The sequence below is a fragment of the Spirillospora sp. NPDC048911 genome, assembly GCF_043198015.1.
Taxonomy (GTDB): Bacteria; Actinomycetota; Actinomycetes; order Streptosporangiales; family Streptosporangiaceae; genus Spirillospora.
Genome location: NZ_JBICUD010000015.1, coordinates 247,176 through 271,921 on the forward strand (window position 1 = coordinate 247,176; position 24,746 = coordinate 271,921).

Below are 24,746 nucleotides of genomic sequence, written 5' to 3' on the forward strand. Positions count from 1 at the left end.
GAGGAGGTTCGGTGGGCGTGTCGCATGCCGGCCGACGCCGTACTCGACGTACCCGACCTGTCGGCCGCTTCGGCGTGCGAGCGACCGCGAGTCTCACCGCACTGACCCTCGCCGCGGCGGTCGCCGTCCCGGTGGCCCTCGCTCCGGACGGTTCCACCGGACGTTCGGCGGGCCAGTCCGACCAGGCGCGCCCGGCACGCGTCGCGGCGCGCGGAGCCGTCACCGGGGTCATGCGGTCCGCACCGGATCAGATCCGGCAGCGGGAGTGGCATCTCGACACGATGCGCATCCCCAGGGCATGGAAGTGGTCCAAGGGCCTCGGCGTCACCGTCGCGGTGCTCGACACCGGCGTCGACAAGCGCCACCCCGACCTGGTCGGCCGGGTCACCAACGGCCCCGACCTCACCGGCGGGACGCGGCGTCCCGGCGGCAAGTTCTGGGGCCTGCACGGCACGTCCATGGCCAGCATCATCGCCGGGCACGGCAACGGGCCGGGCTTCCAGCGCGGCGTCATCGGCGTCGCGCCGCAGAGCCGGATCCTGTCGATCCGGGTGACGTGGGAGAACGACGATCCCCTTCGCGGCAACGGCGGGACGAGCGGGCGCAACCGCGACGCCGTGGCGCAGGGCATCCGTTACGCCGTCGACCATGGCGCTGACGTCATCAACATGTCGCTCGGCGGCGGCAGGCTTTTCTATGACGGCGACAAGACCGAAGAAGAAGCGGTCCGGTACGCGCTGGGCAAGGGCGTCGTTCTCATCGCCTCGGCGGGCAACGACGGAGCCGGTTCCAACCGCCGCAACTACCCCGCCGCGTACGACGGAGTGATCGCCGTCGGCGCGCTCGACAATCGCGGGCGGGTCTGGAAGGACAGCAACCGGCGTTCGTACGTGGCGGTGTGCGCGCCCGGCGTCGAGATCGTCAGCGCGGACGCCAGCAACGGCTATGTGGTCGGCACGGGCACCAGCCCGTCCTCGGCGATCGCCGCCGGAGTGGCAGCCCTCGTCCGGGCCCGCTACCCGAAGCTGACGCCGGACGAGATCCGCCAGGCCCTCGTCCAGGGTTCCGTGCCACGAAGGCAGAAGGACGCGTCCAACTGCCCGGGCGTCCTCGACGCGACCCGCACCATCCTCGCCGCGAACAAGATCAACAAGACGGCGCACGGCCCGGGTGCCGCGCCCAAGCGAGCCGCGAAGCCCTCGCCGGTCGCCGACGCCCCGGTGGACGAGGGCACCGGCACCCTCGTGATCGCCGTCGTCGCGGGCGGTGCCATCCTCGTGCTCGTCGGACTGGTCCTCGGCTGGCGGCAGCGTCGCCGGCCCGACGAGGACGTCGACGAGGTCGACTACCTGCGGCACTCGGAATCCGAACGCCCGCGCGAGCCGATCGGAGCCATGACGGGCGGAGGCGCGCCGGGCGATTCCGACCCCGCGCCCGTTCATGTGCCGTTGTGGCAGAGCGGCGAGGTTTTCCCAGGAGGAATGCCGTCGGGTCCTAATACCCCGGAGGCGACGTCCCGGATGGGTGACGCGCACACATCACCTCCGCCGGGAGTGTGGGCTTCGCAAGACCAGAGCAACCATCCCTCCTGGCCGCCGCGTACCGCCTCTGGCGAGGGCAACGGTCAGGGCCAGGAAGGCGCGTACGGCTCAGCAAACGGCCATCAGCAGGGAAGCCCGTACGGCGCAGGTAACGGCCAAGGCATGGAGAGCCCGTATAGCGCAGGGCACGGCCAGCACCAGGAAAGCGCGTACGGGGCAGGGCACGGCCAGGCCCAGAACGATTCGTACGGCGCGGGGAACGACTCGTACGGCGCAGGAAGCGGCCATGACCAGAAGCCCGCACATGGCCGCAACGACAACAGCACGTATGGCCACGAATTCGGCCCGGTAGGACGCCCGCGGCGCCTTGAGCGCGAATACGGAGCCTTCGGCGGCGGGCAGAACGTAGAGCCCGGCGATGAACAACAGCACGACCGCGACCACGGGCTTGAACGCGGTGACGATCTGGATCGCGGATACGGCGAAAAGCGCGGCCGCAGGCACAAGCCTGAACCCGGCGACGACGACCGAATGCGAGAGCTCGGCGGTTATGGCTCGGAACCCATCCCGGAGCCGAACGGCGGGCCCCGCAGGGCCGAGGAGAAGCCTCCGTTCAGCCTCGGAGACCTCCGTCCCTACCGCCCCGGCGAGTTCACGGGTTCGGACAACGGACATGGCTCAAACGGCTCGGGTTCCCTGAACGGATTCGGGACCGCCGCAAGTAACGGCAATGGCCATGGGCTCAACGGCCACTCTGCTGTGAACGGCGAAACTGAGTCTTACAACGGAACCGCCTCCGCTGAATCTGAATCTGAATCTGAACCAGCCGAGCAGAATCCCCTGGACGACGAGAGCTGGGAACGTTTCCGCAGGAGCGCGCTTGAGGAGCCCAGCACAGCGGACGACGAGCCCAACTTCGACTTCGTACCCCACCAGGAGGACGAAGGCGCAGAGGGGCCGACAGACGCGATTCCTGTGCTACCTCACTTGGACGACTTCCCGGACGAGTCGCCCACCGCCACCTTCCCGGTGGTGCCACCCGCGGGCCTGGATGACGATGACCAGCACGGGAATCACTTCCCCGAGCCCGGATCGTCGGACGATGACCAGCCAGAACGCCGCGTCAGGCGCCAGCATCCCGAGGATGATGACGACTACCGCCCGCCGTGGTGGTGATCGCCGCACGGCTACCCGGTCGTCCGCCGAACCACCTCGACCAGCGCTGTGGCTTGACGCGCTTCCGCTCCCTACTCCACCGGGCGTAGCGGAGAAGCCTCCGGCCGTACGACGCCGCGCCCCGAACCTGTCGCCGAGCATCGACTTATCCGAAACAAGGAGGTCGATGACCATGCTGACCACGTTGGCGATGCAGGTTCACCCGGGTCCCTGGCACGAGAGCGGCACCACGGACGCGCCCGCTTGGTGGCCGGTGTTCCCGATCACGTTCGGGCTGTTCTGGTTGGCCGTAGTGGTCGCCGGGTTCTTCCTGGTGCGCCGCCGCATCGCGGCCGGCGCCGCGCAGTCCGACCCGATGGCCCGAGCCCAGTCGGTGCTCGCGGAGCGCTTCGCCCGGGGCGAGATCGACGAGGACGAGTACTACACCCGCCTGTCGACGCTGCGTAACGGCGCATGACGTCCGTACCGTGCCCGCCGTGCCTTCGTGGTCAACGAAGGCACGGCGGCCGGTCGGCCGCAGATTGGCGACGCAACCCGGCGAAAACCAAATCCGACCGCCATCGATAGCTGCAGGATCTCAGCCGGTCAAACCGCTGCTACTGGCTCTCACAACGAAGCCGAAACGCAGCCACTGGAACGCCGCGCCGCGCCTGCGAACGCCGCGCCGTGCCGCCTGGGAGCTCCGCATCGCGATGTCTGGGGGCTTCGCACCGCCACGCCCGAAGACTGCGCACCGCGACGCCACTCTGGCACCGCGGGCGCGTTCGGCGCGGAGCTCATACGCTCCAGGCCGGGCGGTGCAGGCGCCGCGGGGGAGTGATGGTCAGTCGGCCTGGGCCTCTTCGAAGATCTTGTCGATGCCGTCGAAGTCCATGGGACACCGGGCGGCGGCGTCGGCGAACCGGGTGAGGAGCCGGGCGAAGTCTTCGCGGTCCTCCTCCGACCAGCCCGTCATGAGCTCGCCCAGGTAGGCGCGGCGGAAACGGTCGGCGACCTGCTTGACGCGCATGCCGGCGTCGGTCAGCCCAAGGTTGGCGCGGCGCGCGTCCACCGGGGAGGGGCGCCGGGAGACCAGGCCCGCGTCGATCGCATGACCGACGAGCCTGCTGGCCGTGGACGGGTCGATTTCGAGCCGCTCGGCAACGGCCCCCACCGTGACCTCAGCGCCGGACTGCCGCTCGTTCTCGCCTTCACCGGGCTGGCGCTCACCTTCGGCCCCGTCGGCTCCGTTGACGCCGCTGAAAGCCTCCCGGCCATTCCTCTCGCTCGACTCCGCGGGTTCGAAGCTCAACGCGGCCACGGCGTGGACGACCATGAGATTGGAGAGCTGGAGCGGCCTGCCGCCGGGGCCGCTGGAAGTCTGTGCTCGGATGCGCTTCATGAGGTCGGGCTTGGCCCAGACCCGCCGGAGATGAAAGAGGGCGAGAGCGATGTCGGACAACGCCGGGTCAGAAGAGCCCCCGGTGTGATCGCCCTTGGAGGCGTTCTCGGTCTCCATGCAGGGCCTCCGTTCCGCGAGACGTCTCCCGACCGGGTACCCCGGTACAGATGCACGATACATGCTTAACGCATGCAGCATGCATGTGTCTGTGGTCGTGCCCCTCTCGAACGCGCCGGTCTAGTCGCCGATCACACCGTCCGTCCCCACTTCAGCCATGCCGCATCAAGCGTACGCAAAACGGCCAACTCCCCGAGCTTGCTTGGACGGGACGAGCCGGAAGGGGTTCACCCATACCGAGCTCGTCAGTACGCGACCGTCCCGGCACCTTCGTCCGAAAGGCAGGGTGAGCTACCGCTCCTGCCAGGAAGACCAGGCCAGTCAGAAAGCAAGAGAGACCAGGCCAAGCCAGCGCCATGGCCAAGCCAGGCCAGCGCCAGGCAGGCCAGCAGGTCGGCCCAAAGCCCAAGCCGGCGTAGTCGAAGCGGCGCAGAGCAAGCCAAGCGGGCGCAGCCAGACCAAGCCAGCGCAGGGCCCGGGCCAGCGCGAGCCAAGCCAGAGCAAACCAGGCAGAGCCAGCGCAGGCCAGCGCAAACTAGGCCTGGCTCACCTGCCGCGCTTTGCCATGTGGGAACGTGCCCAGCCTGCCGCGCCCAGGCGACCGCACCGTCGCGTCCAGGCGACCGCGTGGGATCTGATCAGGGGGTGCGGGAGATACGGATACGCGCGCCCGGCGGGAGACCAAGTCGCTGTGCCGCGTCACCGGAATTGACGGCCAACGCCACGCAACCGACCGAGTCGGCGTAGGCGACCAGTTCGCCGGGAGGTACGGAGCCGAAGGTGTCACGGTACGGAACGCTGAAGGAGCGACGGTGCTGCGGCTCAGCGCCCTGGAGGCGAGCCGTGACTCCAAGGGTGACCGTGAGGGACTCGCCGGAATGGGCACCGAGCTGGTCCAGGTCGGACTTCGTCAGTGAGAGCTGGATGTTGCCGAAGCGGTCGACCGTGAGCACCTCGCCCTCGGCTCCGCCGTTCTGGACGCGGCGCGTCGGGGCGGGAAGGGTGAGGAGGCCGGCCGGGTCCAGCGGCGCGCCGACGGCTGAGATGTCGAGCCCAGTGGCCAGCTGGGCGGCGACGGGCGTGAAGATGTCGCGTCCATGGAATGTGGCGGAGACCGGCTCCAGCCAGAGTTTGGAATTGGTGAGTTCGAACGCCCGCGGCTCGCTCGCCGCCGGTGTGGTCTCTCCGGCGGGGGTGCGCCATGGCGCCAGCGTGTACGTTCCGCCAGGGGCCAGGCCATGTGCGGCCCACGACAGCAACCCGTTGTCGGGACCCACGAAGATCCGGTCACCGGCCTCGATCGCGACGCCGCGCCGGCTCGTCCCCACACCTGGGTCGACGACCGCGACGTGCACGCCGGGCGGCAGGTACGGGACGGTCTGCGCCAGCACCGCCGCGCCACGCCGGACGTCGCCCGCCGGAACGAGATGGGTGATGTCGATGATCCGGACGTCCGGGGCGATCCGTGCGGCCACGCCGTGACATGACGCGACGAAGCCGTCGTCGAGCCCGTAGTCGGTCAGAAAAGTGATGCATTGATGCGCCTTGGCGCTCGTACCGTCGCCCAACGGAACCCACCTCCGTCGCCTGAGCGTAACGTTGGGCCGTTCCGTCAGAACACCCGAAAGATGTCGGCGGGGACGCGTAGCATGGCACCGGCCGAACCCGGACGACCCGGGATTAGTGACCACAGAGGGGACCTCATGCGAGAGGCTAACGCCCCCGGTGACGGCCCTCATCAGGACGGAAGCATGAACGATGGCTCAACCCTGCAACCACCCGTAACCGACGGCCTGGAAGACGACGACGCCTTCCCTGCCGAACTCCTCTCCGAGCGTGACCGCCAGATCCTCGCCTTCGAGCGACGGTGGTGGAAGTACGCCGGAGCCAAGGAGCAGGCCATCCGCGAACTGTTCGACATGTCGGCGACGCGGTACTACCAGCTCCTCAACATCCTCATCGACCGACCCGAAGCACTTGCGCACGACCCGATGCTGGTCAAGCGCCTCCGGCGAATGCGCTCTCAGCGTCAGCGGCAACGCGCCGCGCGCCGACTCGGCATTCGACCGTAGTGTGACCAAAACTGGTCACGTGAACCTTCCTTTGACCGCCGTCGGTACGGACGGCCTCGACGCTATCCGCAACCGACCTCGCGGAGCCGTGCTCGGCTTCGACTTCGACGGCACACTGGCGCCGATCGTCGACGATCCCGACACGGCCCGAGCGCACCCCCGGGCGACAGCGACCCTGGCCCGCCTGGCCCCGCTCGTGGGCTCACTGGTGATCGTCACCGGGCGCCCCGCGGCCACCGCCGTGGAGTACGGCGGCTTCGAGGGCATCGACGGCCTCGTGATCCTCGGGCTGTACGGCCTGGAGCGCTGGGAGTCGGGCACGATGACGGTGCCCGACCCGCCTCCCGGCGTCGCCGAGGCACGCGCGAAGCTGCCCGACGTCCTCGCGGCCGCCGGCGCCCCGGACGGCACGTACATCGAGGACAAGGGCCAGGCGCTCGCCGTGCACACCCGCCGCACCGCCGAGCCCGAGGTCGCCCTCGAACGCCTGCGCAGCATCATGAACGCCCTCGCCGAACGCACCGGTCTCGTCGTCGAGCCCGGCCGCCTCGTCCTCGAACTGCGCCCGCCCGGCATGGACAAGGGCACGGCCTTCCGCAGCCACATCGACTCCCTCGACGACCTCCCGTCCTCAGTCCTCTTCGCGGGCGACGACCTGGCCGACCTGACCGCCTTCGCCGCCATCGACGCCCTCCGAGCCGAAGGTATCCCGGGCCTCAAACTCTGCAGCGGCTCGACCGAGGTCACCGCCCTGACCGAACACGCCGACCTGGTGGTGGACGGCCCACTAGGCGTAGTCGAGTTCCTAGAAACCCTGCTCCCTTAACTCCCCGCCGGGAACGGCCGCCCCGAAAAGGCGGCCGCTCCCAAGGGCAACGCCCCAACACTCCACCCCAGCAGGCACCCCGCATCTCTGCGCGCCTGGCACATCACCCACATGCCTAACCCCGAGGGACGCCACCACCCGCTCAGGCGCGCTAAGAGATCGACAGTGCTGCGCGCTCTTGAACGTGGCGTGCTCAACGTGGCGCCCGCGTCCGAAGTGGCGCCTGCGCGTGGCGTCTGCGTCCGAGGTGGTGCCTGCGCCCGAAGTGGCGCCTGCGAACACCGCGTCCCGTCTGCGAAACCGGCGTCGCCTCTGCGAACAAGGCGTCGCGTCTGCGAACGCGGCGCCTGCGTCCGACGTGGCGTCTGCGAACACCGCGTCGCGTCTGCGAAACCGGCGCCGCGTCTGCGAACACGGCGTCTGCGAACGCGGCGTCTGCGACACCGAGCCTGCGACCTATCCGTGCGACATCGCATTTGCGACGCCGCGCCCGCAATCTGGCGCGCTCGACGTGGCATGCCCAACGAGGCGTTCTCAAGGCGACGTCTGAGCGCGGCGTCCTTAACGCCGCATGCCCAGCGGCGGTGGACGGAGCGCACCAGGAGCGTCCTTAGTCGACGCCCTACTGGGGCATTCTCGTGCCCGAAGTGGCGCCGCGCCCTGCAACGCCGCGCCTGGTGTGTGGTGGCCTCTCCTGGCGCAGCGCCTCGAAGGTGTGAGTTCTGGACGCGGTCGTCTGGACGGCAGTGCCCTGACGCGGTTGCTCCAAGGGTGCTCAAGTTGTTGGCCTAATGCGGCCGCTCACTTGGTGGCATTCCGGGCGTCCGCAAGATGATGTGCCTCTGCGGGTTCTGTCATTGCCGACTTACTAGCAGTAAAAGTACCGCCTGGCCTCGATGGTGTGCCTGGGGCGCTGATCATTCGTTTTCCTGGCTCAGGGAGGAAGCGCGGGCTGGGATGTCTCGGCCATCGGGTCTGTGGGTGGTACGCGGGCGGGCTCTTCTCTTGGGTGTGGCTCGTTCTGGAGGTGGGTGGGTGACTTGGTGTGGATGTGACGTGAGGGTTTTACCTGTGTCCATAAGTGACAACAGGGTCGTGACTGATTAGCGTCTTTTGTGTTAATCCGGGGTCCCGTGTTGATGCTGCGTCCAATTGCGTCAAACTGTGGGCGGCATCTCGGTGAAGTTCAGGGGGGCGGGGAGCGTTGAACATGCAACCAGGAGCACCGCGAAGACCCGGCGACGACTGGCAGCCGGAGGGGTCCGGCTCGTTCCAGTACGAGCAGCAGCCCTACGGGGCTCGTCCGGTGGATGACGGGGTGGCCGGCACGACCGGGCCGATCGGGGTGCGCGAGACCAGCGGTGTCGAGGTACGGCTCGGTACGCGGGGAGCGCGGAGCCGTGCGCGTGCCGAGCGGCGGAAGCGCACGGGCCGCCGCCAGGGGATCATCGTGACATCGGTCGGGGCCGGCGTCGTCGCGATCCTCACGGGTGGTGCGCTGATCGCGACCGGGGTCGGCGGGAAGAGCGGTGGTGCCGGGGGCACCACGCTGGGTTCGCAGTCCGAGGGCCAGGGGCGCGTGCCCAGAAGCGGGCAGCCGGTCGCCATCACCACGGCCGAAGGCGCTCAGTATCAGGTCGCGGCCGTGAGCGGTGGAGTGGCCGCGGGCGGGGAGCCGACCGTGCAGTCCTCGCCGCTGCCTTCGGGGTCCGCCGTCGCCTACATCGACTACGTGTTGAGCAACCCGTCGAACCAGAAGGTCCTGCTCGACCCTCCTGGCGATGTGTTCGTGAAGCGCAATCTGGTCGGGAGGCAGGCGCGAGGTCGCTGCATGTGGCAGGCGGGTGTCCCAGAGGACATGTGCACTCCGCCGACGCAGAGCAGAGTCTTGCGCCGTATCTCCGGTGGCGAACTCGAGGCGGGCGATGGCGGCGACAAGTACATGCCTGCCCGCTCGTCGTATCTCGTCCGCGCCATAGTCGAGGTGCCGGTCGACAAGCGACTCAAGCGGAACGATCTGCGGCTCTACATCTGGCAGAAGCGTTTCATCTCCGGGCAGTACGCCCAGGCCGCTCCGTTCCCTGCCTGAGCGCGTCCGCCGTCGATCTCGTGGTGGCCGTTCATGGCTTCGTGCGGGAAATGGAAGGGCCGCACCGTGATCTGATTCGGGTGATCACGGTGCGGCCGGGACGGGGTTACTCGGCCGCGGGGTCATCGGCGAGGATTCCGTAGAGGCGGCGGCGGGCGTCGTTGACGACGTCCAGGGCGCGTGCCTTCTGGCTTTCGCTGCCGACGTTCATGACCTGGTGCAGCGCGCCCATGAACTGTCCGATGGCCTCGCGGCCGCGCAGGGCGTTCTCGCCCGCGGCCTCGGTGACCTCTTCCCATGGGGCGACGGTCTGCTGGGAGGCCTCTTCGCGGCCCGTGTCGGTCAGGGAGAACAGGCGCTTGCCGCTCTGCTCCTCACTGGTGACCAGGCTCTCGTCCTCCAGCATCTGGAGCGTCGGGTAGACCGAGCCCGGGCTGGGGCGCCAAACCCCGCCGGTTCGGTTGTCCAGCTCCTGGATCATCTCGTAGCCGTGCATCGGCCGCTCGGCCAGCAGGGCGAGCAGCGCCGTCCGCACGTTGCCGCGCCGGGTGCGCCGCCCGCGCCCACGGCCGCCGCCGTGGCGGCCGGACCCGAAGCCGGGTCCGCCGAAGCCTTGGCCCCAGGGGCCGAACGGATCGCCGCGCCGGGGGCGCTCTTCGGGGTTGGTGAATCGTCCGTGTCGGGAGTGCATCGCATGTCTCCTTCGGTAGTGATCGGTTGCGATGCATTAACGATATATCGGAACCGGTCGCGATGCAACTGTTACGCTGGCTATGAATCTCACCGCCCGTTGAGTTTTGGAGGACGTGCGTCGCCTGCCTGCGCCTCCACATTCGTCGGCTCATCTCGGCGGCGGCGTTCACTTACCTGCGCGCACGCCTGCGTAGCCGGTCGGCTCGCGCCCGATCGACCCATCGGCACCTTCGCGAACGACGTCTGATCCGGCGCGGTGAGATGCATGGGGAATGCCCCGGCGCGTGCGGGCGCGGCCTACGCGTGGCTCTGGTGCCTGAGGCGATGCGTTTCGGCGAAGAGAGGTGTGTACGGCAGGGGCGGCGTGTACGGCGGGGTGGATAGGCGCGGCGAGCGCGCGTGCACGGCGACGGCGGCGTGCACGGCGAAGAGCGGCGTGCACGGCGAAGAGAGGTGGTCACGGAAGGGGGCGGCGTCTACGGCGGGGGTGGGCGGGCGCGGCGAGGGCGCATGCACGGCGAAGAGTGACGTGCACGGCAGGAGCGGTGTGTACGGCCAGGCGGGTGGACGCGGCGGGGGAACGTGCACAGCGGAAGTAGGCGGGCGCGGCCAGGGCGCGTGCACGGCAGGGTGGATGGGCGAGGTGGGAGCACATGCACGGCGAGGTGGACGAGCGTGGCGGGGGGCGCGTGCACGGCCATGGCGGTGTGCACGGTGATCACGGTGTGCACGATGAGGGCGGTGTGGGGCGACAGGTGTTTGTGCTTCCGGGGATGTGAAGGCGTGTGTCGCTTGCTTGTTTAGGTGTCGGCGCAGCCGCCCTGTACCCGTGCGCCCTCTACTTTGGCTGTTAGTCGAGTCGACTGCAGGGTGCCGTGGACGCAGGCCCCCTGCCCTGGGTAGACCTCGAAAGCCACTGCCTGCATTGCTTGGGCGGCGGTTGCTTTTGTGGTGTCGGCTGAGAAGCCCAGTCCCAGAAGTGCCTTTCGTACCGAGTCCGCGGTGAAGCCGCCTTGGGTGCGGAGCCGGTCAAGCTCGGGGTAGAGCCTCCTGAAAGCCAGCTCGCCCACCAGCCGTTCAGCCGGCCCCAGTTGGACGCGTCGCAGCCAGGCCGGAAGGTCTGCGGGACGCGGACCATTGTCACCCGCCTTGTTGTCCTTCGCCTGGCGAACCTTTTGCCACGGGCCGATCCCCACCTTCCGGGTGGTGCCCAGGTCGATCCCTACGCCAGGCAGCTGATCGGTCGGCTCGCCCGGCAGCGGTGCGATCTCCATGAATTCGGCGGTGACCGCCTCTGCCGCGTCTCCGGTCACGAGGTTGCGCCACAGGACGCCTGCCGAGGCCACCTCGCCGGGCTTCAACGTGACTCGGCGCGGCGGGCGATCGTAGGAGTCCACCGTCGCCACGGAAGACGACCCGGGTTTGGCCGATGCCTTGATCGGTCTGCGGTCGACGTCCAGGAGCTTGATCTGCGGGTAGCCCTTGAGCACCCGGTTGCGTCCACCACAGTTGTAGAGCTCGACGTTCATCGACCGCAGGCCCATCGCCGCGGACGTTTCGCCGATCCACAGCGCGATCCCCGACTTCGGGCACGTCGTCAGGTCGGCGGGCGCCGGCGACGCGGAAGCCGTCGGCCGGTCGGACCGCCCCGAGTCGCCGGGCGGCGCAGCCGCCTTCTCGCCTTCGCAAGCCGTCAAGGCCAGAAGGACGATCAGAGCTGCGGCGACGTTCGGGATCTTCATGTCGATATACAACCAGGTGCCGCGAGTCCGTACGCCCACGCGGTACGCCTCGGTGACGTGGGCCGGTGTCGTTGCCGGGCCCACGCCGTTCAACCGGGTCCTTTCCGCGGCCCTCGAACGTGATCGAAGCTCGGCCGGTCACTCGGAGGCCGGTCGTTCGGAGGCCGGTTGCTCGGAGGCCGGTCGTTCGGCTGCCCGTCACTCGGGGGCGGCGAGCTTGAGGCTGTCGAGGATGGTCTTCGTGAGGTTGCGGTTGTCGATCTCCTTGATCCGGACCCACGCGCCGAACTTGCCGCTCTTGTCACGCAGGCCGATCTCGGTGACGGACGGCGTACCGAGCTTGCAGGCAGTGAAGCGGGTGATCGTGCCAGAGAGAGCCTTGTCTGGGGAGACGTAGTTCTCCGGGGTGCCCTTCGTGCACTGGGAATGGCCGATGAGCCCTGGCGGCGGTAGCTTTCCGGCCGCCGTGTCCGTGGTGAGGCCGACGAAGACACCGGGGCTCTTGCCGTCGCCCTTGAAAGCGGCCGCGCTCGGTGTCGCACGCAGGACCGGTCTGGCCTTGCCGTCGGTCAGAGCGGCGATCGACGTGGTCCAGGTCCTCTCCGCGGACTGGAGCCGCCAGGCATTGGGCGCCGCCAGCTTGATCTTGCCGGACGGGTCGGCGATCTGGACGAAGTCCTGCGGGAGGGCGGGAGGCTGAGGCGGCTTCTTCCCGCCGCCACCGCCGCCTCCGTTGAACAGCGTGCCGAGCAGAAGGCCGCCGACCAGCGCGATGGACAGGACCACCGCTGCAATGATCATCGGCGTCATGAGCTTGTTCTGCTTGCGGCCGCCGCCGCCGGTTTGCTGACCTGCCGGACCACCGGTTCCGCCGGAACGTCCGGGAAGACCGATGTTCTTGAGCCTGTCCATCGGCCCGCCGGACGGACGCGACGGTTGCTCGGAGCCTGCCTGCGGCGTTTGGAACCCTGTGGGCAGCGGGCCCTGCGGTGGCTGCGGATGCCCGGGACCTCCGCCGCCGTGCGGGGGCTGAGGAGTCGGCAGAACAGTCGTCCTGTCCTCGTCGGCGGACGGCTGCTGCGGACCCGGGCCGGGAGGCGCCTGGTAGGCGGAAGGTAGCGGGACGGCCACCGTACGGTCGTCATCGGGAGACCCAAGAGACTCTCCGGGGCCATACCGCGGACCGCCCCCCGGCTGGCCGGGCGCCCCGGGGTGGTCGACGATCGTCTTCTCGTCGTCCGCGACGCCCCCGTGAGGCCCTGGCTGACCGCCCGGACGCGGCGGTACACGCATCTCGGAGGTCCGAATGTCGTCGTCGGAGGCTGCATGGTCATCGCGCGTGGCGGGCTCTGGCTCGACTGAGAACGGGCCTCGCTGTTGCCCGGGCGCACCCGGTTGCGGCTGTCCAGGCGTTCCTGGCTGCGCGGGCCCGGGCGGCACAGGGCCGCCGCCGTGCTGATGCTCAGCCGGATAACCCCCGCCAGGAGGGCCGTACTGCCCCGCCTGACCTGGCTGCCCCTGCTGAGGCCCACCAGGCTGAGCGCCGCCAGGCTGGCCGCCTCCGGGACGGGCTTCACCCTGCTGAGGCCGACCGGGTTGAGGTCCGCCAGGGTACGCCCCGCCCTGACGTCCACCGGGCTGGACATCGCCGGGGTATGCCCCGCCAGGAGGCACCCCTGGCTGGCCGCCGCCAGGTTGCTGCGGTCCGCCAGGCTGAACTCCCCCACCGGGGTAGGCCCCGCCCTGGGGCGAGCCGGGGCGAGCGCCGCCGCCCTGAGCGCCGCCACCCTGAGCGCCGCCGCCTGGGGGGCTGCCGCCCGGAGGCCCAGCGCCCTGAGCACTGCCTTGAAGCCCAGCGCCCTGAGGGCTGTTGCCCTGAGCGCCGACGCCAGGTTGGGGGGAGTCCACAGGCTGCGGGGCGCCGCCGCCGTGCGGAGGGCCCTGCTGTCCAGCGGCGGCGGCCGCACCATGGGCAGGCCGGTCGCCGGCGGCGGGCTGCTGGGGGCCGACGTGCTGGTCCTGGAGGGTCGAGTCCAGGTTCACCGGGCTCTCGGGGTACATGGGGTGTTGCGTTCCGGGCGGCATGGTCGGCCGGAGGGTGGAGAGTGCCTCGGCGAAGGCTTCGGCGGTCGGCCACCGCTTCTCGCGTTCGACTTCCAGCGCCCGCAGGATGACCTGGTCGAACGCGGGCGGCATGCCTTCGCGGAGATCGCTGGGCGGAACCTTGACCGGTGCCGGCCCCGGGGGACGCCCGGTGATCATGTGGTACGTGAGTGCGCCGAGCCCGTAGACGTCGGCTCGCACGTCGAGCCCGCCGCCGAACCGCGCCTGCTCGGGCGACATGTATCCGGGCGTGCCCACCGGCAGGGTGAACGCGCCGGAGGCGTGGGCGAGGGCCTTGGCCAGGCCGAGATCGGCGATCAGCAGCTTCTCGCCGCCGTCCCGGGTCGACTGGAACAGCACGTTGGAGGGCTTCAGATCGCGGTGGATCACACCGAGGGTGTTGATCACCTCGACGCCGTACGCGATTTCCTCAGCGAGCACAAGGGCCTCGAAGACCGGAAGTGGCCGCTCTCGCATCCGGTCGGCGAGCGTGCCCCGATCTGCGTACGACATCACGAAGTAGGGGCGTCCGTCCGGTAGCTCACCGATGTCATGGACGCGAACGAGCCGTTCCGAGTCGGCCCGACGCAGGATCCGAGCCTCCTCCAGGAAGCGATTGCGCACGTCGAGGTCGTCGATGAGGCTCCCGGACAGCACCTTGATGGCGACATGGGCGTCCAGTGCGTCGTCGTGCCCCAGCCACACTGAGGCGAACGCCCCGGATCCGAGGACGCGATCGATTCGGTAACGACCGACGGTTGGTGGGAAGGACACTCCCGTATCATGCCCAACAAACGGGGTGTGTGTGCGAACGAGCATGAGGCGCGACGATGGCATTCGACGAGCGGACCGAAGAACTGGCCGTCAAGGCGGCCCAGGGGGATCAGGCGGCCCTCAACGAACTTCTGCGTGCGATCGAGCCTGATGTATTGAGACACAGCTCACGTTTCCTGCCCTGCCGGCAGGACGCGGAGGAGGCCTGCCAGGACGCGCTCCTGCAGGTGGCTCGGAACATCCACCGGTTCGAAGGGCGGTCCAGGTTCAGCACCTGGCTGCATGTGGTGGTGGCCAACTCGGCGCGTTCGACCTACCGGTCGCTCAAGCGCCGTTCGGTCGAACAGGCGGGCGAGCTGCCCCAGCAGCGCCCTGACCCGCGCCGTACCAGCGTCATCGCGGGATCGAGGGTCGACATCCTCGACGCGATGGAGGACCTGGAGGCACGCAAGCCGGACCTCATCCAGGCCCTGGTCCTGCGCGACGTCTCGCAACTGGAGTACGCGGAGATCGCCGAGCAGCTCAAGCTGCCGCTCGGCACGGTCAAGTCGCGCATCCATGAGGCCCGCAAACAGGTCCGCCAGACCCTAGGCGAGTCCTACACCTGACGCGACGCCCCCGGACCGTCCGCGTCGGCACCGAGCCGACACGGACGGCCCAGGCCTGACCCAACCGACAGCCCCGCCGAGGCCGTGCCCACGGCTCCGCTGGCAGGGCTACCCACGGAACCTGCCACCGGTATGCCCACGGCCCTGCCGAGGCCGGGCCCACGGCCCTGGCATCGGCACTGTCGCCGGTACTGCTCACGGTCCCGCAGTGGTCCCGGCCTATGGGCGTGCCAGTGACCCTGCCGCCGGTACGACCCATGGAGCCGCCAGTACGACCCATGGACGTGCCGACGGCGCTACCCACCCGTTACTCAGGGCCCGGCTGGCCGCGCTGCCCATGGCCCTGTCAGCGGCATTGCCGCCGGTACTGCACGCGGTCCCGCGGCGGTCCCGGCCCATGGGCGTGCCATTGGCCCTGCTCACGGCCCAGTCCGCAAAACCTTCCCACCAGTACAGCCCGCCGACCGTCAGTGGCCTGCTTACGGCCCAGCCCACGGGCTTGTCGGCGGCGCGGCTCGCCGACGGGTTGGCGGCACGGCCAATGGGCCTATCGGAGGGCTGATCGTTCGCGATATCGGATGCTCGCGGAGTCGGTCGGTCAGAGGTGCGCGGGCTCGTCTGCTACGTCGTCGACGCTCGTGGTGCGTGTGCCTCCAGCGGTCTTGGCGTTTCTTTGACTACGCCTGCACGCATGTGACCTGGGGATTCGCGAGCGCCGGGCCGAGTGCCGGGACGCTTCGTCCAAGGTTGGTATGGGGCGTTCGGCGGCCGTCAAGCATCGGTAATGCCTCGGCAAGTGTGCAGCTAGGCGCAATGTGTCGCATGAGCGGGTCGACCAGCATTCCCTGCATGTCATCAGACATGGCTTCCCAAACCCACCGGCCGATCTTCGTCATCGGATGCCCTAGGTCGGGCACAACACTGCTGCAGTTGATGCTGCACTCGCATCAGCGGATCGCGATCCCGGCCGAGACGCGCTTCCTGCTCCCCGCATATTCGGCCCGGTGCGACTTCGGTGACCTCCGAGACAGCGACAACAGGCGTGCGCTCGGGGAGTGGATCACCGGTCGCAAGGAGACCAAGTTCAGGGATCTCGGACTCGACGCAGGGGAGATCGTCGAGGAGATCGTGGCAGGCCCTCCCACGATGGGCTCGGCGCTGGGCATCGTCTTCCGCGCGTACGCCCGGAGATTCGACAAGCCGCGCTGGGGCGACAAGCGGCCCAGCTACTTCAAGCACGTCCCCACGCTCATGCGCATGTGGCCGGACGCCCAGTTCGTGCACCTCGTCCGGGATGGCCGGGATTGCGTCGCCTCGCTCAAGGAGATGCCCTGGTACAAACTCGACGTCCACCATGCGATCTCCGCGTGGCGCGAGGCGATCGACTTCGGGCGGCGGTACGCGCCGAAGCTCGGCCCCGAGACCTACTACGAACTGCAGTACGAGCGGCTCGTCATGGACCCGGCGGACGAGCTGTCGCGGCTCTGCGCGTTCCTGGGCGAGGACTTCGACCCTGCGATGACGCAGCCGCAGGGAATCGCGAAGCTGACCGTTCCGCCGCAGAAGAAGTGGCACGACCGGACGCAGGCCGCAGTCACGACGGGCCGGGTCGGGTCATGGTCGACCCGCCTCGAGCCATGGGAGATCGGACTGGCCGAGGCCGTGCTGGGCGAGCGGCTGAGCGAGTACGGATACGAGCTCAGCGGTGCGCCGCGGCCGAGCCCGGCCATGCTCGCGCGGTTCGCCAAGACGGCCACGCACCGGCGAGTGGCGCAGCGGAAGAAGGACCTCCGGGATCGCTGGCAGCGGCGGTACGAGCCGGGCCCGGTGGAGTGCGGGCTCACCGCAGAGACGCCCGCACTCTCCTGAAGCTCGCTCTCTCGGGGCCCCGCGCTCACCCGAGACGTGAGCTCTCAGGAAATGCACCCCTTCAGGCTCGCGCCCTCCAAGGCACCGCGCCCTCCAGGGCGCCGCGCCCTCCAGGGCGCCGCGCCCTCCGAGGCTCGCGCCCGCTGGGGCTCGCGCCGTCTGGGGCTCGCGCCGTCCGGGGCTCGCGCGTTCCTGAGAGCTCATGTTCTCGTGAGGCTGAGGCTCGTGCCCTATCGAGCTCGCGCTTGCCTGGGCCTGCTCTTCTGCGGTTCGCGTCCGCTGGGCTCGCGCTTTCCTGAGAGCTCGCGTTCTCATGAGAGTGAGGCTCGCGCCCTGTCGGGCTCGTGCTCGCCTGGGCGCGCTCTCCTGAGACCCGCGTCCTCCAGGGCTCGTGTTCTCCTGAGGCTGGGGCGCGTGCCCCTGCCTAGCTCGTGCTTGCCCGGGGCTCGAAGGCCCGCGTTCTCTGAGGCACGCGCTCTCTTGAGGCCTGTGGTGGCTCGGTTGCCTGTGCCGTTGGGTGGCTAGCTCTAGGCTCGCCACGCTTTGCGTGCGGCGGAATGCGTCCGTGGCGTCCGACCTGCGGGCGGGTTGGCCAGGTTCGGCCGGTGTGGTGGCGGTCACACCGGGCGAGCCTTCAGGGCGACTGCTGGCCGCGTTCAGTCGAGGGCGGTCAGCTGGTCGGCGAACCACTGTTGCGGGGGCAGGGCGGTCGCTGCGGCTGCCAGGCGGGCGCAGCGTTCGGCACGTTCGTCCTGCGGCATCAAGAGCGCCTGGTGAAGCGTCTCGGCGGTCTGCGAGACGTCGTACGGGTTGACGACCAGAGCGTGTTCGGCCAGTTCCGAGGCCGCACCCGCCTCGCGCGACAGCACCAGGGCCGAGCCGCGTTCCGACAACACGGGCCCTTCCTTGGCGACGAGGTTCATACCGTCGCGAATCGGATTGACCAGAAGTACGTCCGCCATCCCGTACGCCGCCAGCGAGCGCGGGAAGTCGTCGTTCACCTGCAGGATCAGCGGCTCCCAGTCGGACGTCCCGAACTCGTCGGTGATCTGCTCGGCCATCCGCTGCACCGCGGCCGTGTACTCGCGGTACTCCGGCAGATCGTGCCGGGACGGGTAGGCGAAGGCCAGGTGCACCACGTGGCCGCGCCATTCGGGGTGGTTGGTGAGCATTTCGCGGTAGGCGGCGAGGCCGCGGACGATGTTCTTGGAGAGTTCCGTCCGGTCGACCCGCACGATCAGTTTCCGGTCGCCGACCTGCTCACGCAGCGCCTCGGCCCGTGCCGCGACGTCCGGTTCGGCGGCGCGCCGGCGCAGCGACTCGCCGTCGATGCCCAGGCCGTGGACGCCGATCCGCGTGACGTGCCCGGCCCTGGTGACGGTACGGGCGGCGCGGTCGACCCGGACGCCGGGCAGGAATCGTTCGCAGCAGTCGAGAAACGCCGATGCCCAGCGTTCGGTGAGGAATCCGGCGTGGTCGGCGCCGAGGATGCCCTCCAGCACCTGCGCGCCGATGTCATCGGGCAGCAGCCGGTAGTACTCCGGCGGCGCCCAGGGCGTGTGCGAGAAGTGCACGATTTTCAGGTCGGGACGGCGGTCGCGGAGCATCCGCGGGGCCAGCGACAGGTGGTAGTCCTGGATCGCGGCCTTCGCCCCTGGCGCGGCGTCGCGGGCCAGGGCGTCGGCGAACGCCGCGTTGTACGCCTCGTACGACTGCCAGTCCCGCCGCGAACGGGCGTCGAAGTGCGGCGTGCGCGGGGTGTCGTACAGCAGGTGGTGGACGAACCACAGGGTCGAGTTGGCCACGGCGTTGTAGGCACGGTGGAAGGTCGCTGCCGGTATGTCGAGCATCCGTACCGCTGCGCCGCCCGTATCGTGCCCTGCCTCGTCCAGACGTCCGTCTGGCGCCTGCCGGGTGGCGGCCCGGTCGGCCTCTCCGAGCGCCGCGCATACCCACAGCACGTTCGCGGCAGGCTCCCGCGCGGGCCGTCCAGGGCCGCCGGTCACCGCGGCCAGTCCGGAGACGAGACCGCCACCGCCGCGCCGCATGGTCAGCGCGCCGTCATCGGACAGGGAGAACGAGACGGGCCCACGGTTTGACGCCACCAGCACTTGGCTCATACCGGAAGGGTCTCAGTTGTTGCCACGCCACATCAAAGTGACCCAGGTGAAACTGAACGTCACGTCCGCAAGACGCACTGCTGCCCCAGCTAGTGACCTTGGTCACGTAGCGCGGACGTGACGGATTGGTCGCGGTGGTGGGTCGGCATCTTGGGGTGCATTGCGGGTAAGCGGTGCGAATGAGTAGGGCCGAGACGAAGAAGACAGTTCTCATCGCTGGCACCGCGAACCTCATCCTTGCCATCACCAAACTCGTGGCGGGCGCGGTCGCGGGCTCCTCCGCGATGTTGGCGGAGGGGGCGCACTCGGTCGGCGACACCCTCAATCAGGCGTTCCTGCTGACCTCGTTGCGGCGCAGCGCGCGCCCGCCAGACCGGCGGCATCCCTTCGGGTACGGGAACGAGAGGTATTTCTGGTCACTGCTCGCCGCGTTCGGGATCTTCGTCGCGGGGGCGGGCTACTCGATCTTCGAGGGCATTCTGACGATCACCGGCCATGGGCGCGGCGGTGAACAGGTCTGGCTGGCGTTCGCGGTGCTGGGGCTGGCGGCGGTGCTGGAGGGCGCGGCCTGGATCCGCGCGTACACGCAGGCACGGCAGGAGGTCCGCGACAGCGCCGTCGACCGTGACCTCATGGAGCACGTCCGCCGTACGCCCGACATCACGTTCAAGGCGGCGCTCTTCGAGGACACGGCCGCGATGATCGGTCTCGCGCTCGCCGCCGCCGGGCTGACACTGCGGGAGCTCACCGGCTCGTCGTTCTGGGACGGCCTCGCATCGATTCTGATCGGCCTGCTGCTGGTCGTGGTCGCGTTCGCGCTCGGCCGCGACAGCCGGTCCCTGCTCATCGGCCAGGCCGCCGACCCGGCCGACCAGCGCGCCATCCGGAACGAGATCACCTCTGCGCGTGGCGTGGACGGCATCAACGAGCTGCTGACCATGCACTTCGGCCCCGACGATCTCCTGGTGGCCGCCAAGGTCCACTTCTCGGACGAGATCAGCGCCGACGAGGCCGAGGACATCGCCGGCGAGATCGACCGGCGGCTCCGGGAGCGGCTGCCGATCGTCCGCCATGTCTTCCTCGATCCCACCCAGGAGGAGCCCGAGTCGCAACCGCCACAGGGCTCTGACCAGGAGGTCGACGTGGATCTCACCCAGCGGGTGCCCGAGGCCGGCGGCTCTGATCCAGTGTGGAGAGGTTGACCTGGCCCGACCGGCCAGGGTGATCTAGATCGCGCCTGGGTAATGTCTCACTCGGTGAGACTCGACTGTCTGGCATCCGGTCAGATCAGGTAAAGTCACGCACACGGCTCGAAACCACAACTGAATAACGCTCATCCAGAGGGGTGCAGGGAGCACAGCGGCCATCGGGCCGGTCTTCCAGAGCAACCCCCGCACAACTGAATACCGCTCATCTAGAGGGGTGGAGGGACCGGCCCTACGAAGCCCCGGCAACCACTTGGCTCATGCGCGCTCGCGATCCTGCGAGGCCGGCCAAGAGATGGTGCCAACTCCGGCCTGTGACCAAGGCGGCACAGGGAAGATGGGAAGAAAGGCCTCGCCCTCATGGCACTTACGGCTGCCACCAACCTCGGACCCGCTACAGCTCTCGTGTGCCGCGAATGCGGGAACACCAGGGATCTCGGTCCGCACTACGCGTGCGAAGAGTGTTTCGGTCCCCTCGAGATCAAGTACGACTTCGGTGACGTGTCCCGCGCCTCGATCGAGGCCGGCCCCCGCAACATCTGGCGCTACCGCGGGCTGCTGCCCGTCCCGGAGAACGTCGCGGACACGCCCAACACCGAGCCCGGCCTGACCCGCCTCGTGCGCGCCGACCACCTCGCCGAGTCGCTCGGGCTGCAGCGGCTGTGGGTGAAGGACGACAGCGGAAACCCGACCCACTCGTTCAAGGACCGCGTCGTCGCGGTGGCGCTGGCCGCCGCGCGCGAGCTGGGCTTCAAGGTGCTGGCCTGCCCGTCCACGGGCAACCTGGCGAACGCGGTGGCGGCGGCCGCGGCCCGCGCGGGCATCCGCAGCGCGGTCTTCGTGCCGTCCAACCTGGAGTCGCAGAAGATCATCACGACCGCGGTGTACGGCGGGACGTTCGTGACGGTCGACGGCAACTACGACGACGTCAACCGCCTCGCATCGGAGATCGCGGGCGAGCAGGAGGACTGGGCGTTCGTCAACGTCAACGTGCGGCCCTACTACGCCGAGGGCTCCAAGACCCTGGGCTACGAGATCGCCGAGCAGCTCGGCTGGCGGCTGCCCGACCAGATCGTGATCCCGGTCGCGTCCGGCTCCCAGCTGACGAAGATCGACAAGGCGTTCCAGGAGCTGATCAAGCTCGGTCTGGTCGAGGACAAGCCGTACCGGGTCTTCGGCGCGCAGGCCGCCGGCTGCGACCCCGTGTCCGCCGCGTTCAAGGCCGGGCACGACGTGGTCCGCCCGGTCAAGCCGGACACCATCGCCAAGTCCCTCGCCATCGGCAACCCCGCCGACGGCCCGTACGTGCTCGATGTCGTCCGGCGCACCGGCGGCGCGATCGAGGACGTCACCGACGAGCAGGTCGTCGAGGGCATCCGGCTGCTGGCCCGTACCGAGGGCATCTTCGGCGAGACCGCGGGCGGCGTCACGGTCGGCACGCTCAAGAAGCTGGCCGAGAGCGGCGCCCTCGACCCGTCCGCCGAGACCGTGATCATCAACTCCGGCGACGGCCTCAAGACCCTGGACGCGGTCGCGCCGGTGGTCGCGCCGACCGCCAACATCACCCCGTCGCTCGAGGCCTTCCGCGCCGCGGGCATCGCCTGACATCACGCCGCCGCCATGCGGCCACGCCGCCGCGGACACCCACATACCGTTCGACCTGGTGAGGAGTTTCTGAAATGAGCACGGTCTCTGTGCGGATCCCGACGATCCTGCGGACCTACACCGGCGGCGAGTCGGAGGTGAAGGCCGAGGGCGAGACCCTGCGCGCCGTGGTCGCCGACCTGGACGCCGGCCACGCCGGGATCGCCGCCCGCATCCTCGACGACAACGGCAAGATCCGCCGGTTCGTCAACGTGTACGTGGGCGACGAGGACGTGCGCTTCGCCGACGGCCTGGACACCCCGACGCCCGAGGGCTCCCAGATCTCGATCATCCCCGCCGTGGCGGGCGGCTGATCCCCGAAAGAACCGAAGCCCGACTCGAGTTCGAGCGGGCACCTGAAGCCCGACTCGCTGCCCCGCTTTCAGAAGAGGCGTGGACGTGAGGTGCGTCATGGGAACCTCACACGCGGCGCGCGGCCACGGAGACCGGGACGCGCGCCGCATGTCGTCCACGAGACCACCGGACCGTCCGCAAGACCGCCGCGCCGTCCCAAGAGCACCGGGTCGTCCGCAAGAGCACCGCGCCGTCCGGAGGACCACCGGGCCGGGTCGCCCTCGGTGACAGCGACCTGGTAGACGGGTGCGTGATGACCGTCGGGTCAAGGCGGACGGTTGTGGCATGAGTGCGTGTTGGGGCGCAGTGGGTCGTCGAGACGAGCCCCGGGGATCGCCGCGGCGATCCTTGCCGGTGAGGGCCGGTACACAGTTCCTGTGAGAGCGCTTTTGTGCTGATAGTTCGGGTAAGAGGCCCGCATGGGGATCGCGGAGGACATTGCGGGTGTCGTGCTGGCTCACCCCAGCGTGCGCGAGGTGGAGCTGGTCGGATCCCGGGCGCGCGGCCGTGCGACCGAGTTGTCGGACTGGGATTTCCACGTCGCCGCCGAGGATTTCGGTCAGGTCGCTTCGGACCTGCCAAAACTCGTTTCCCCGTACGAGCCGCTCGCCGCGCAGTGGGATCCGCTCGGCGACTACGAGAGCTATCTGCTCATCTTCGCCGGACCGGCCAAGGTGGACCTGATCTTCCCGGACGTTCCGCGCAGCTGGAATCCGCCGTGGCGGGTCGGGCCCGACACTCTCGCCGCGGTCGACGCGCATTTCTGGGACTGGTCGTTGTGGCTGGTCAGCAAGCGGCGCCACGGTATGGCCGATCGGGTACGAGGCGAACTCCTCAAGATGAGCCGGCACCTTCTGGAACCACTCGGCATCGCTGTCATTCCCCGTTCACTCGAGGAGGCAGCGGCTCGATATCTGCGGGCGCGGGACCGTTTGGAGACGCGTTACGGGCTCCGTTTGTCCCGGCGTCTCGAGGAGGAAGTGCTGCCTCTCGTACGGGCCTCCGATGGTGACCATTACCGGCCGTCAAGACTTCGGTCGTAAGGGCTGTCACCGGCATCGGGTCACCTATATGGTCGACCCCGATCACGCCGGGTCGACCCCGCCGCGGCCCTTGAGGTCATGGAGACCCGGGCGCTGGTCGACGGGTCTCGCGGTAGAAGGGGCGAGACCCGCAAGCGTTGACCGTGGCCGGGGGTCACGGACGAGCGGCAGGGTTTCGGTATGGCTCAGGGCACAGTCAAGTGGTTCAACGCCGACAAGGGGTACGGCTTCATCGCGGTCGACGGCGGCCGGGATGTGTTCGTGCACTACTCGGCGATCCAGATGGACGGCTACCGCAGCCTCGAACAGGGTCAGCGAGTCGAGTTCGAGATAACGCAGAGCGACAGAGGCCCGCAGGCGGACGGCGTGAGAGCCGTCTGACGCAGCCATTTGATGCCATGCCCATACGAAGTCCGGCATGGCCGCTTTTCTGTTCCCCGCTGACCAGATTGACCTAACCCTCCGAACCATGGGAAGCGAACCTCGGCGGCGAGGCTGAGACTGGTTCTGGCCGTCGGCGGTGCGACGAAGAGGGCAGGGGCGGAGTGAGACGACGAGTAGACAGCCCTGACCTGCGAACGGACGACCCCGTCCTGCACAACCAGGGCCGTCCGTCCCGCCATGGCCTCGCGTAGTGCCCGGCCTTGGGGCGTGCTGTCAGGAGTCTGCGAGGGCGCACGCATTCCGGGCGTTGTAGGCGTCTACTCCCGCGTTGGCCGTAAGCCAGCTCCGGCAGGCACCAACAAAACCGGCTCCGCCGAGATTGCATCCTCTGACTCTCTCGACGGTGGTGGGAAAACCGGCGCGATTGAGGTAGTAGATGCAGTCGGCCGAGGTTCGCGGTGCGATCTGCTGGTTGCTGGCATTGGCCACGGTCACGGCTTGTGCGGGGACGGCGGCGACGCCGAGCGTGAGCGCGGCCAGGCTTCCAGTAACGGCGATGGTCTTGAACGTGCGCATGCGTGGACCCTCCCAGGGTGCTGATTGCAAGCGGCACCAGTGAAGCCCTCGGCAGCTTCAGATCGGCTTCACCGCTGGCCTGAGCGGTGGCGGCTCTGCCAATGCCGAAGGCGCCCAGAGGGGCGAGTTCGCTCGTCGACCGGAGACTTATGGCTGGACGTGACCGCCGTCCGGTCGGCAGCACGGACCCCGTGACCAGCCGCACCCACCGGAGTGACCAGCCGCACTTGGCGGACCCCGTGACCAGCCGCACCAGGGCGACGCGCGCTGGTGGCGGTGTGGGTACTTGGTCGCCTGGCCAGGAGGGGTCTGTTCCGCGAGCGTTCCGTGAACGACGGATTACGGTGGCTTACAGCGGCGGTCAGCAGGGCCGGTCTTATCAGGATTTCGTGGTCTTTGTCCCAGGTGAGGCCGGTTCCGGGCAGGTAG

19 protein-coding genes and 1 riboswitch are annotated in these 24,746 nt (G+C 69.1%); of the genes, 12 read left to right on the forward strand and 7 right to left on the reverse strand.

From position 1 onward, the window contains the following. Positions 1 to 74 precede the first annotated feature (74 nt). Positions 75 to 2,717 carry a S8 family serine peptidase gene (locus ACGFNU_RS47195; protein ID WP_392603278.1) on the forward strand — a complete coding sequence of 881 codons (2,643 nt, stop codon included), beginning with the start codon at positions 75 to 77 and terminating at the stop codon, positions 2,715 to 2,717. Positions 2,718 to 2,883: 166 nt separating this feature from the next. Next, entirely contained in the window at positions 2,884 to 3,174 is a 291-nt protein-coding gene (locus tag ACGFNU_RS47200) for an SHOCT domain-containing protein (protein WP_392603280.1), read from the forward strand. A gap of 366 nt (positions 3,175 to 3,540) precedes the next feature. Here ACGFNU_RS47200 and ACGFNU_RS47205 read toward each other — a convergent pair whose 3' ends face one another. Continuing rightward, positions 3,541 to 4,215, reverse strand: a complete 675-nt coding sequence (locus ACGFNU_RS47205; RefSeq protein ID WP_392603282.1) for a MarR family winged helix-turn-helix transcriptional regulator — start codon at positions 4,213 to 4,215, stop codon at positions 3,541 to 3,543. A 638-nt stretch (positions 4,216 to 4,853) separates the two neighbouring features. Further along, on the reverse strand, positions 4,854 to 5,783 hold the full coding sequence (locus tag ACGFNU_RS47210; RefSeq protein ID WP_392603284.1) for an S-adenosyl-l-methionine hydroxide adenosyltransferase family protein: 930 nt from the start codon (positions 5,781 to 5,783) through the stop codon (positions 4,854 to 4,856). 183 nt (positions 5,784 to 5,966) lie between these two features. On the opposite strand from ACGFNU_RS47210, the gene ACGFNU_RS47215 reads away from it, so the two are divergent. The 3 genes from ACGFNU_RS47215 to ACGFNU_RS47225 all read left to right on the forward strand — a co-directional run bounded on the left by ACGFNU_RS47215 (position 5,967) and on the right by ACGFNU_RS47225 (position 9,202). After that, positions 5,967 to 6,287 (forward strand): DUF3263 domain-containing protein, encoded by a 321-nt coding sequence (locus ACGFNU_RS47215; protein WP_392603286.1) that lies wholly within the window; start codon positions 5,967 to 5,969, stop codon positions 6,285 to 6,287. Positions 6,288 to 6,306: 19 nt separating this feature from the next. Next, a complete protein-coding gene (gene otsB, locus ACGFNU_RS47220) occupies positions 6,307 to 7,113 on the forward strand; it encodes a trehalose-phosphatase (protein ID WP_392603287.1) in 807 nt (268 codons plus the stop codon). A 1,210-nt stretch (positions 7,114 to 8,323) separates the two neighbouring features. After that, positions 8,324 to 9,202: a hypothetical protein gene (locus tag ACGFNU_RS47225; RefSeq protein ID WP_392603288.1), complete on the forward strand. Its 879-nt coding sequence runs from the start codon at positions 8,324 to 8,326 to the stop codon at positions 9,200 to 9,202. 106 nt (positions 9,203 to 9,308) lie between these two features. Here the strand turns inward: ACGFNU_RS47225 and ACGFNU_RS47230 are convergent, their stop codons facing one another. From ACGFNU_RS47230 to ACGFNU_RS47240, 3 genes are all read right to left on the reverse strand, one after another. Continuing rightward, entirely contained in the window at positions 9,309 to 9,893 is a 585-nt protein-coding gene (locus ACGFNU_RS47230; protein WP_392603289.1) for a PadR family transcriptional regulator, read from the reverse strand. A gap of 802 nt (positions 9,894 to 10,695) precedes the next feature. Beyond that, positions 10,696 to 11,721, reverse strand: coding sequence for a DUF4232 domain-containing protein (locus tag ACGFNU_RS47235; protein WP_392603314.1), 1,026 nt, complete (start codon positions 11,719 to 11,721; stop codon positions 10,696 to 10,698). 114 nt (positions 11,722 to 11,835) lie between these two features. Continuing rightward, positions 11,836 to 14,514 (reverse strand): serine/threonine-protein kinase, encoded by a 2,679-nt coding sequence (locus ACGFNU_RS47240; RefSeq protein ID WP_392603290.1) that lies wholly within the window; start codon positions 14,512 to 14,514, stop codon positions 11,836 to 11,838. 56 nt (positions 14,515 to 14,570) lie between these two features. Here ACGFNU_RS47240 and ACGFNU_RS47245 point away from each other — a divergent pair, with 56 nt between their 5' ends. Further along, positions 14,571 to 15,122 carry an RNA polymerase sigma factor gene (locus ACGFNU_RS47245; protein ID WP_392603291.1) on the forward strand — a complete coding sequence of 184 codons (552 nt, stop codon included), beginning with the start codon at positions 14,571 to 14,573 and terminating at the stop codon, positions 15,120 to 15,122. 861 nt (positions 15,123 to 15,983) lie between these two features. After that, complete coding sequence (locus ACGFNU_RS47250; protein WP_392603315.1) at positions 15,984 to 16,991, forward strand: sulfotransferase family protein; 1,008 nt, start codon at positions 15,984 to 15,986, stop codon at positions 16,989 to 16,991. Between the two features lie 656 nt (positions 16,992 to 17,647). Here the strand turns inward: ACGFNU_RS47250 and ACGFNU_RS47255 are convergent. Then, positions 17,648 to 19,111, reverse strand: a complete 1,464-nt coding sequence (locus ACGFNU_RS47255; RefSeq protein ID WP_392603292.1) for a trehalose-6-phosphate synthase — start codon at positions 19,109 to 19,111, stop codon at positions 17,648 to 17,650. Positions 19,112 to 19,290: 179 nt separating this feature from the next. On the opposite strand from ACGFNU_RS47255, the gene ACGFNU_RS47260 reads away from it, so the two are divergent. The 5 genes from ACGFNU_RS47260 to ACGFNU_RS47280 all read left to right on the forward strand — a co-directional run bounded on the left by ACGFNU_RS47260 (position 19,291) and on the right by ACGFNU_RS47280 (position 23,738). Next, positions 19,291 to 20,313, forward strand: a complete 1,023-nt coding sequence (locus tag ACGFNU_RS47260) for a cation diffusion facilitator family transporter (protein WP_392603293.1) — start codon at positions 19,291 to 19,293, stop codon at positions 20,311 to 20,313. A 205-nt stretch (positions 20,314 to 20,518) separates the two neighbouring features. Next, positions 20,519 to 20,660, forward strand: a riboswitch (SAM riboswitch). Positions 20,661 to 20,676: 16 nt separating this feature from the next. Further along, the gene (gene thrC / locus ACGFNU_RS47265) at positions 20,677 to 21,921 is read left to right on the forward strand and encodes a threonine synthase (RefSeq protein WP_392603294.1); all 1,245 of its coding nucleotides are present in this window, start codon (positions 20,677 to 20,679) and stop codon (positions 21,919 to 21,921) included. 74 nt (positions 21,922 to 21,995) lie between these two features. Continuing rightward, positions 21,996 to 22,274, forward strand: a complete 279-nt coding sequence (locus tag ACGFNU_RS47270; RefSeq protein WP_392603295.1) for a MoaD/ThiS family protein — start codon at positions 21,996 to 21,998, stop codon at positions 22,272 to 22,274. A gap of 459 nt (positions 22,275 to 22,733) precedes the next feature. After that, positions 22,734 to 23,357: a hypothetical protein gene (locus tag ACGFNU_RS47275; protein ID WP_392603296.1), complete on the forward strand. Its 624-nt coding sequence runs from the start codon at positions 22,734 to 22,736 to the stop codon at positions 23,355 to 23,357. Positions 23,358 to 23,537: 180 nt separating this feature from the next. Beyond that, a complete protein-coding gene (locus ACGFNU_RS47280; protein ID WP_392603297.1) occupies positions 23,538 to 23,738 on the forward strand; it encodes a cold-shock protein in 201 nt (66 codons plus the stop codon). Between the two features lie 276 nt (positions 23,739 to 24,014). Here ACGFNU_RS47280 and ACGFNU_RS47285 read toward each other — a convergent pair whose 3' ends face one another. Beyond that, on the reverse strand, positions 24,015 to 24,317 hold the full coding sequence (locus ACGFNU_RS47285) for a hypothetical protein (protein WP_392603298.1): 303 nt from the start codon (positions 24,315 to 24,317) through the stop codon (positions 24,015 to 24,017). Between the last annotated feature and the right edge of the window lie 429 nt (positions 24,318 to 24,746).

Coding starts and splice junctions, on each gene's coding strand:
- ACGFNU_RS47200 (WP_392603280.1), top strand. CDS start 2,884: ATGACCATGCTGACCACGTTGGCGATGCAGGTTCACCCGGGTCCCTGG.
- ACGFNU_RS47245 (WP_392603291.1), top strand. CDS start 14,571: ATGGCATTCGACGAGCGGACCGAAGAACTGGCCGTCAAGGCGGCCCAG.
- ACGFNU_RS47285 (WP_392603298.1), bottom strand. CDS start 24,317: ATGCGCACGTTCAAGACCATCGCCGTTACTGGAAGCCTGGCCGCGCTC.
- ACGFNU_RS47260 (WP_392603293.1), top strand. CDS start 19,291: ATGAGTAGGGCCGAGACGAAGAAGACAGTTCTCATCGCTGGCACCGCG.
- thrC (WP_392603294.1), top strand. CDS start 20,677: ATGGCACTTACGGCTGCCACCAACCTCGGACCCGCTACAGCTCTCGTG.
- ACGFNU_RS47250 (WP_392603315.1), top strand. CDS start 15,984: ATGGCTTCCCAAACCCACCGGCCGATCTTCGTCATCGGATGCCCTAGG.
- ACGFNU_RS47230 (WP_392603289.1), bottom strand. CDS start 9,893: ATGCACTCCCGACACGGACGATTCACCAACCCCGAAGAGCGCCCCCGG.
- ACGFNU_RS47275 (WP_392603296.1), top strand. CDS start 22,734: ATGGGGATCGCGGAGGACATTGCGGGTGTCGTGCTGGCTCACCCCAGC.
- ACGFNU_RS47225 (WP_392603288.1), top strand. CDS start 8,324: ATGCAACCAGGAGCACCGCGAAGACCCGGCGACGACTGGCAGCCGGAG.
- ACGFNU_RS47270 (WP_392603295.1), top strand. CDS start 21,996: ATGAGCACGGTCTCTGTGCGGATCCCGACGATCCTGCGGACCTACACC.
- ACGFNU_RS47205 (WP_392603282.1), bottom strand. CDS start 4,215: ATGGAGACCGAGAACGCCTCCAAGGGCGATCACACCGGGGGCTCTTCT.
- ACGFNU_RS47215 (WP_392603286.1), top strand. CDS start 5,967: ATGAACGATGGCTCAACCCTGCAACCACCCGTAACCGACGGCCTGGAA.
- ACGFNU_RS47280 (WP_392603297.1), top strand. CDS start 23,538: ATGGCTCAGGGCACAGTCAAGTGGTTCAACGCCGACAAGGGGTACGGC.
- ACGFNU_RS47255 (WP_392603292.1), bottom strand. CDS start 19,111: ATGAGCCAAGTGCTGGTGGCGTCAAACCGTGGGCCCGTCTCGTTCTCC.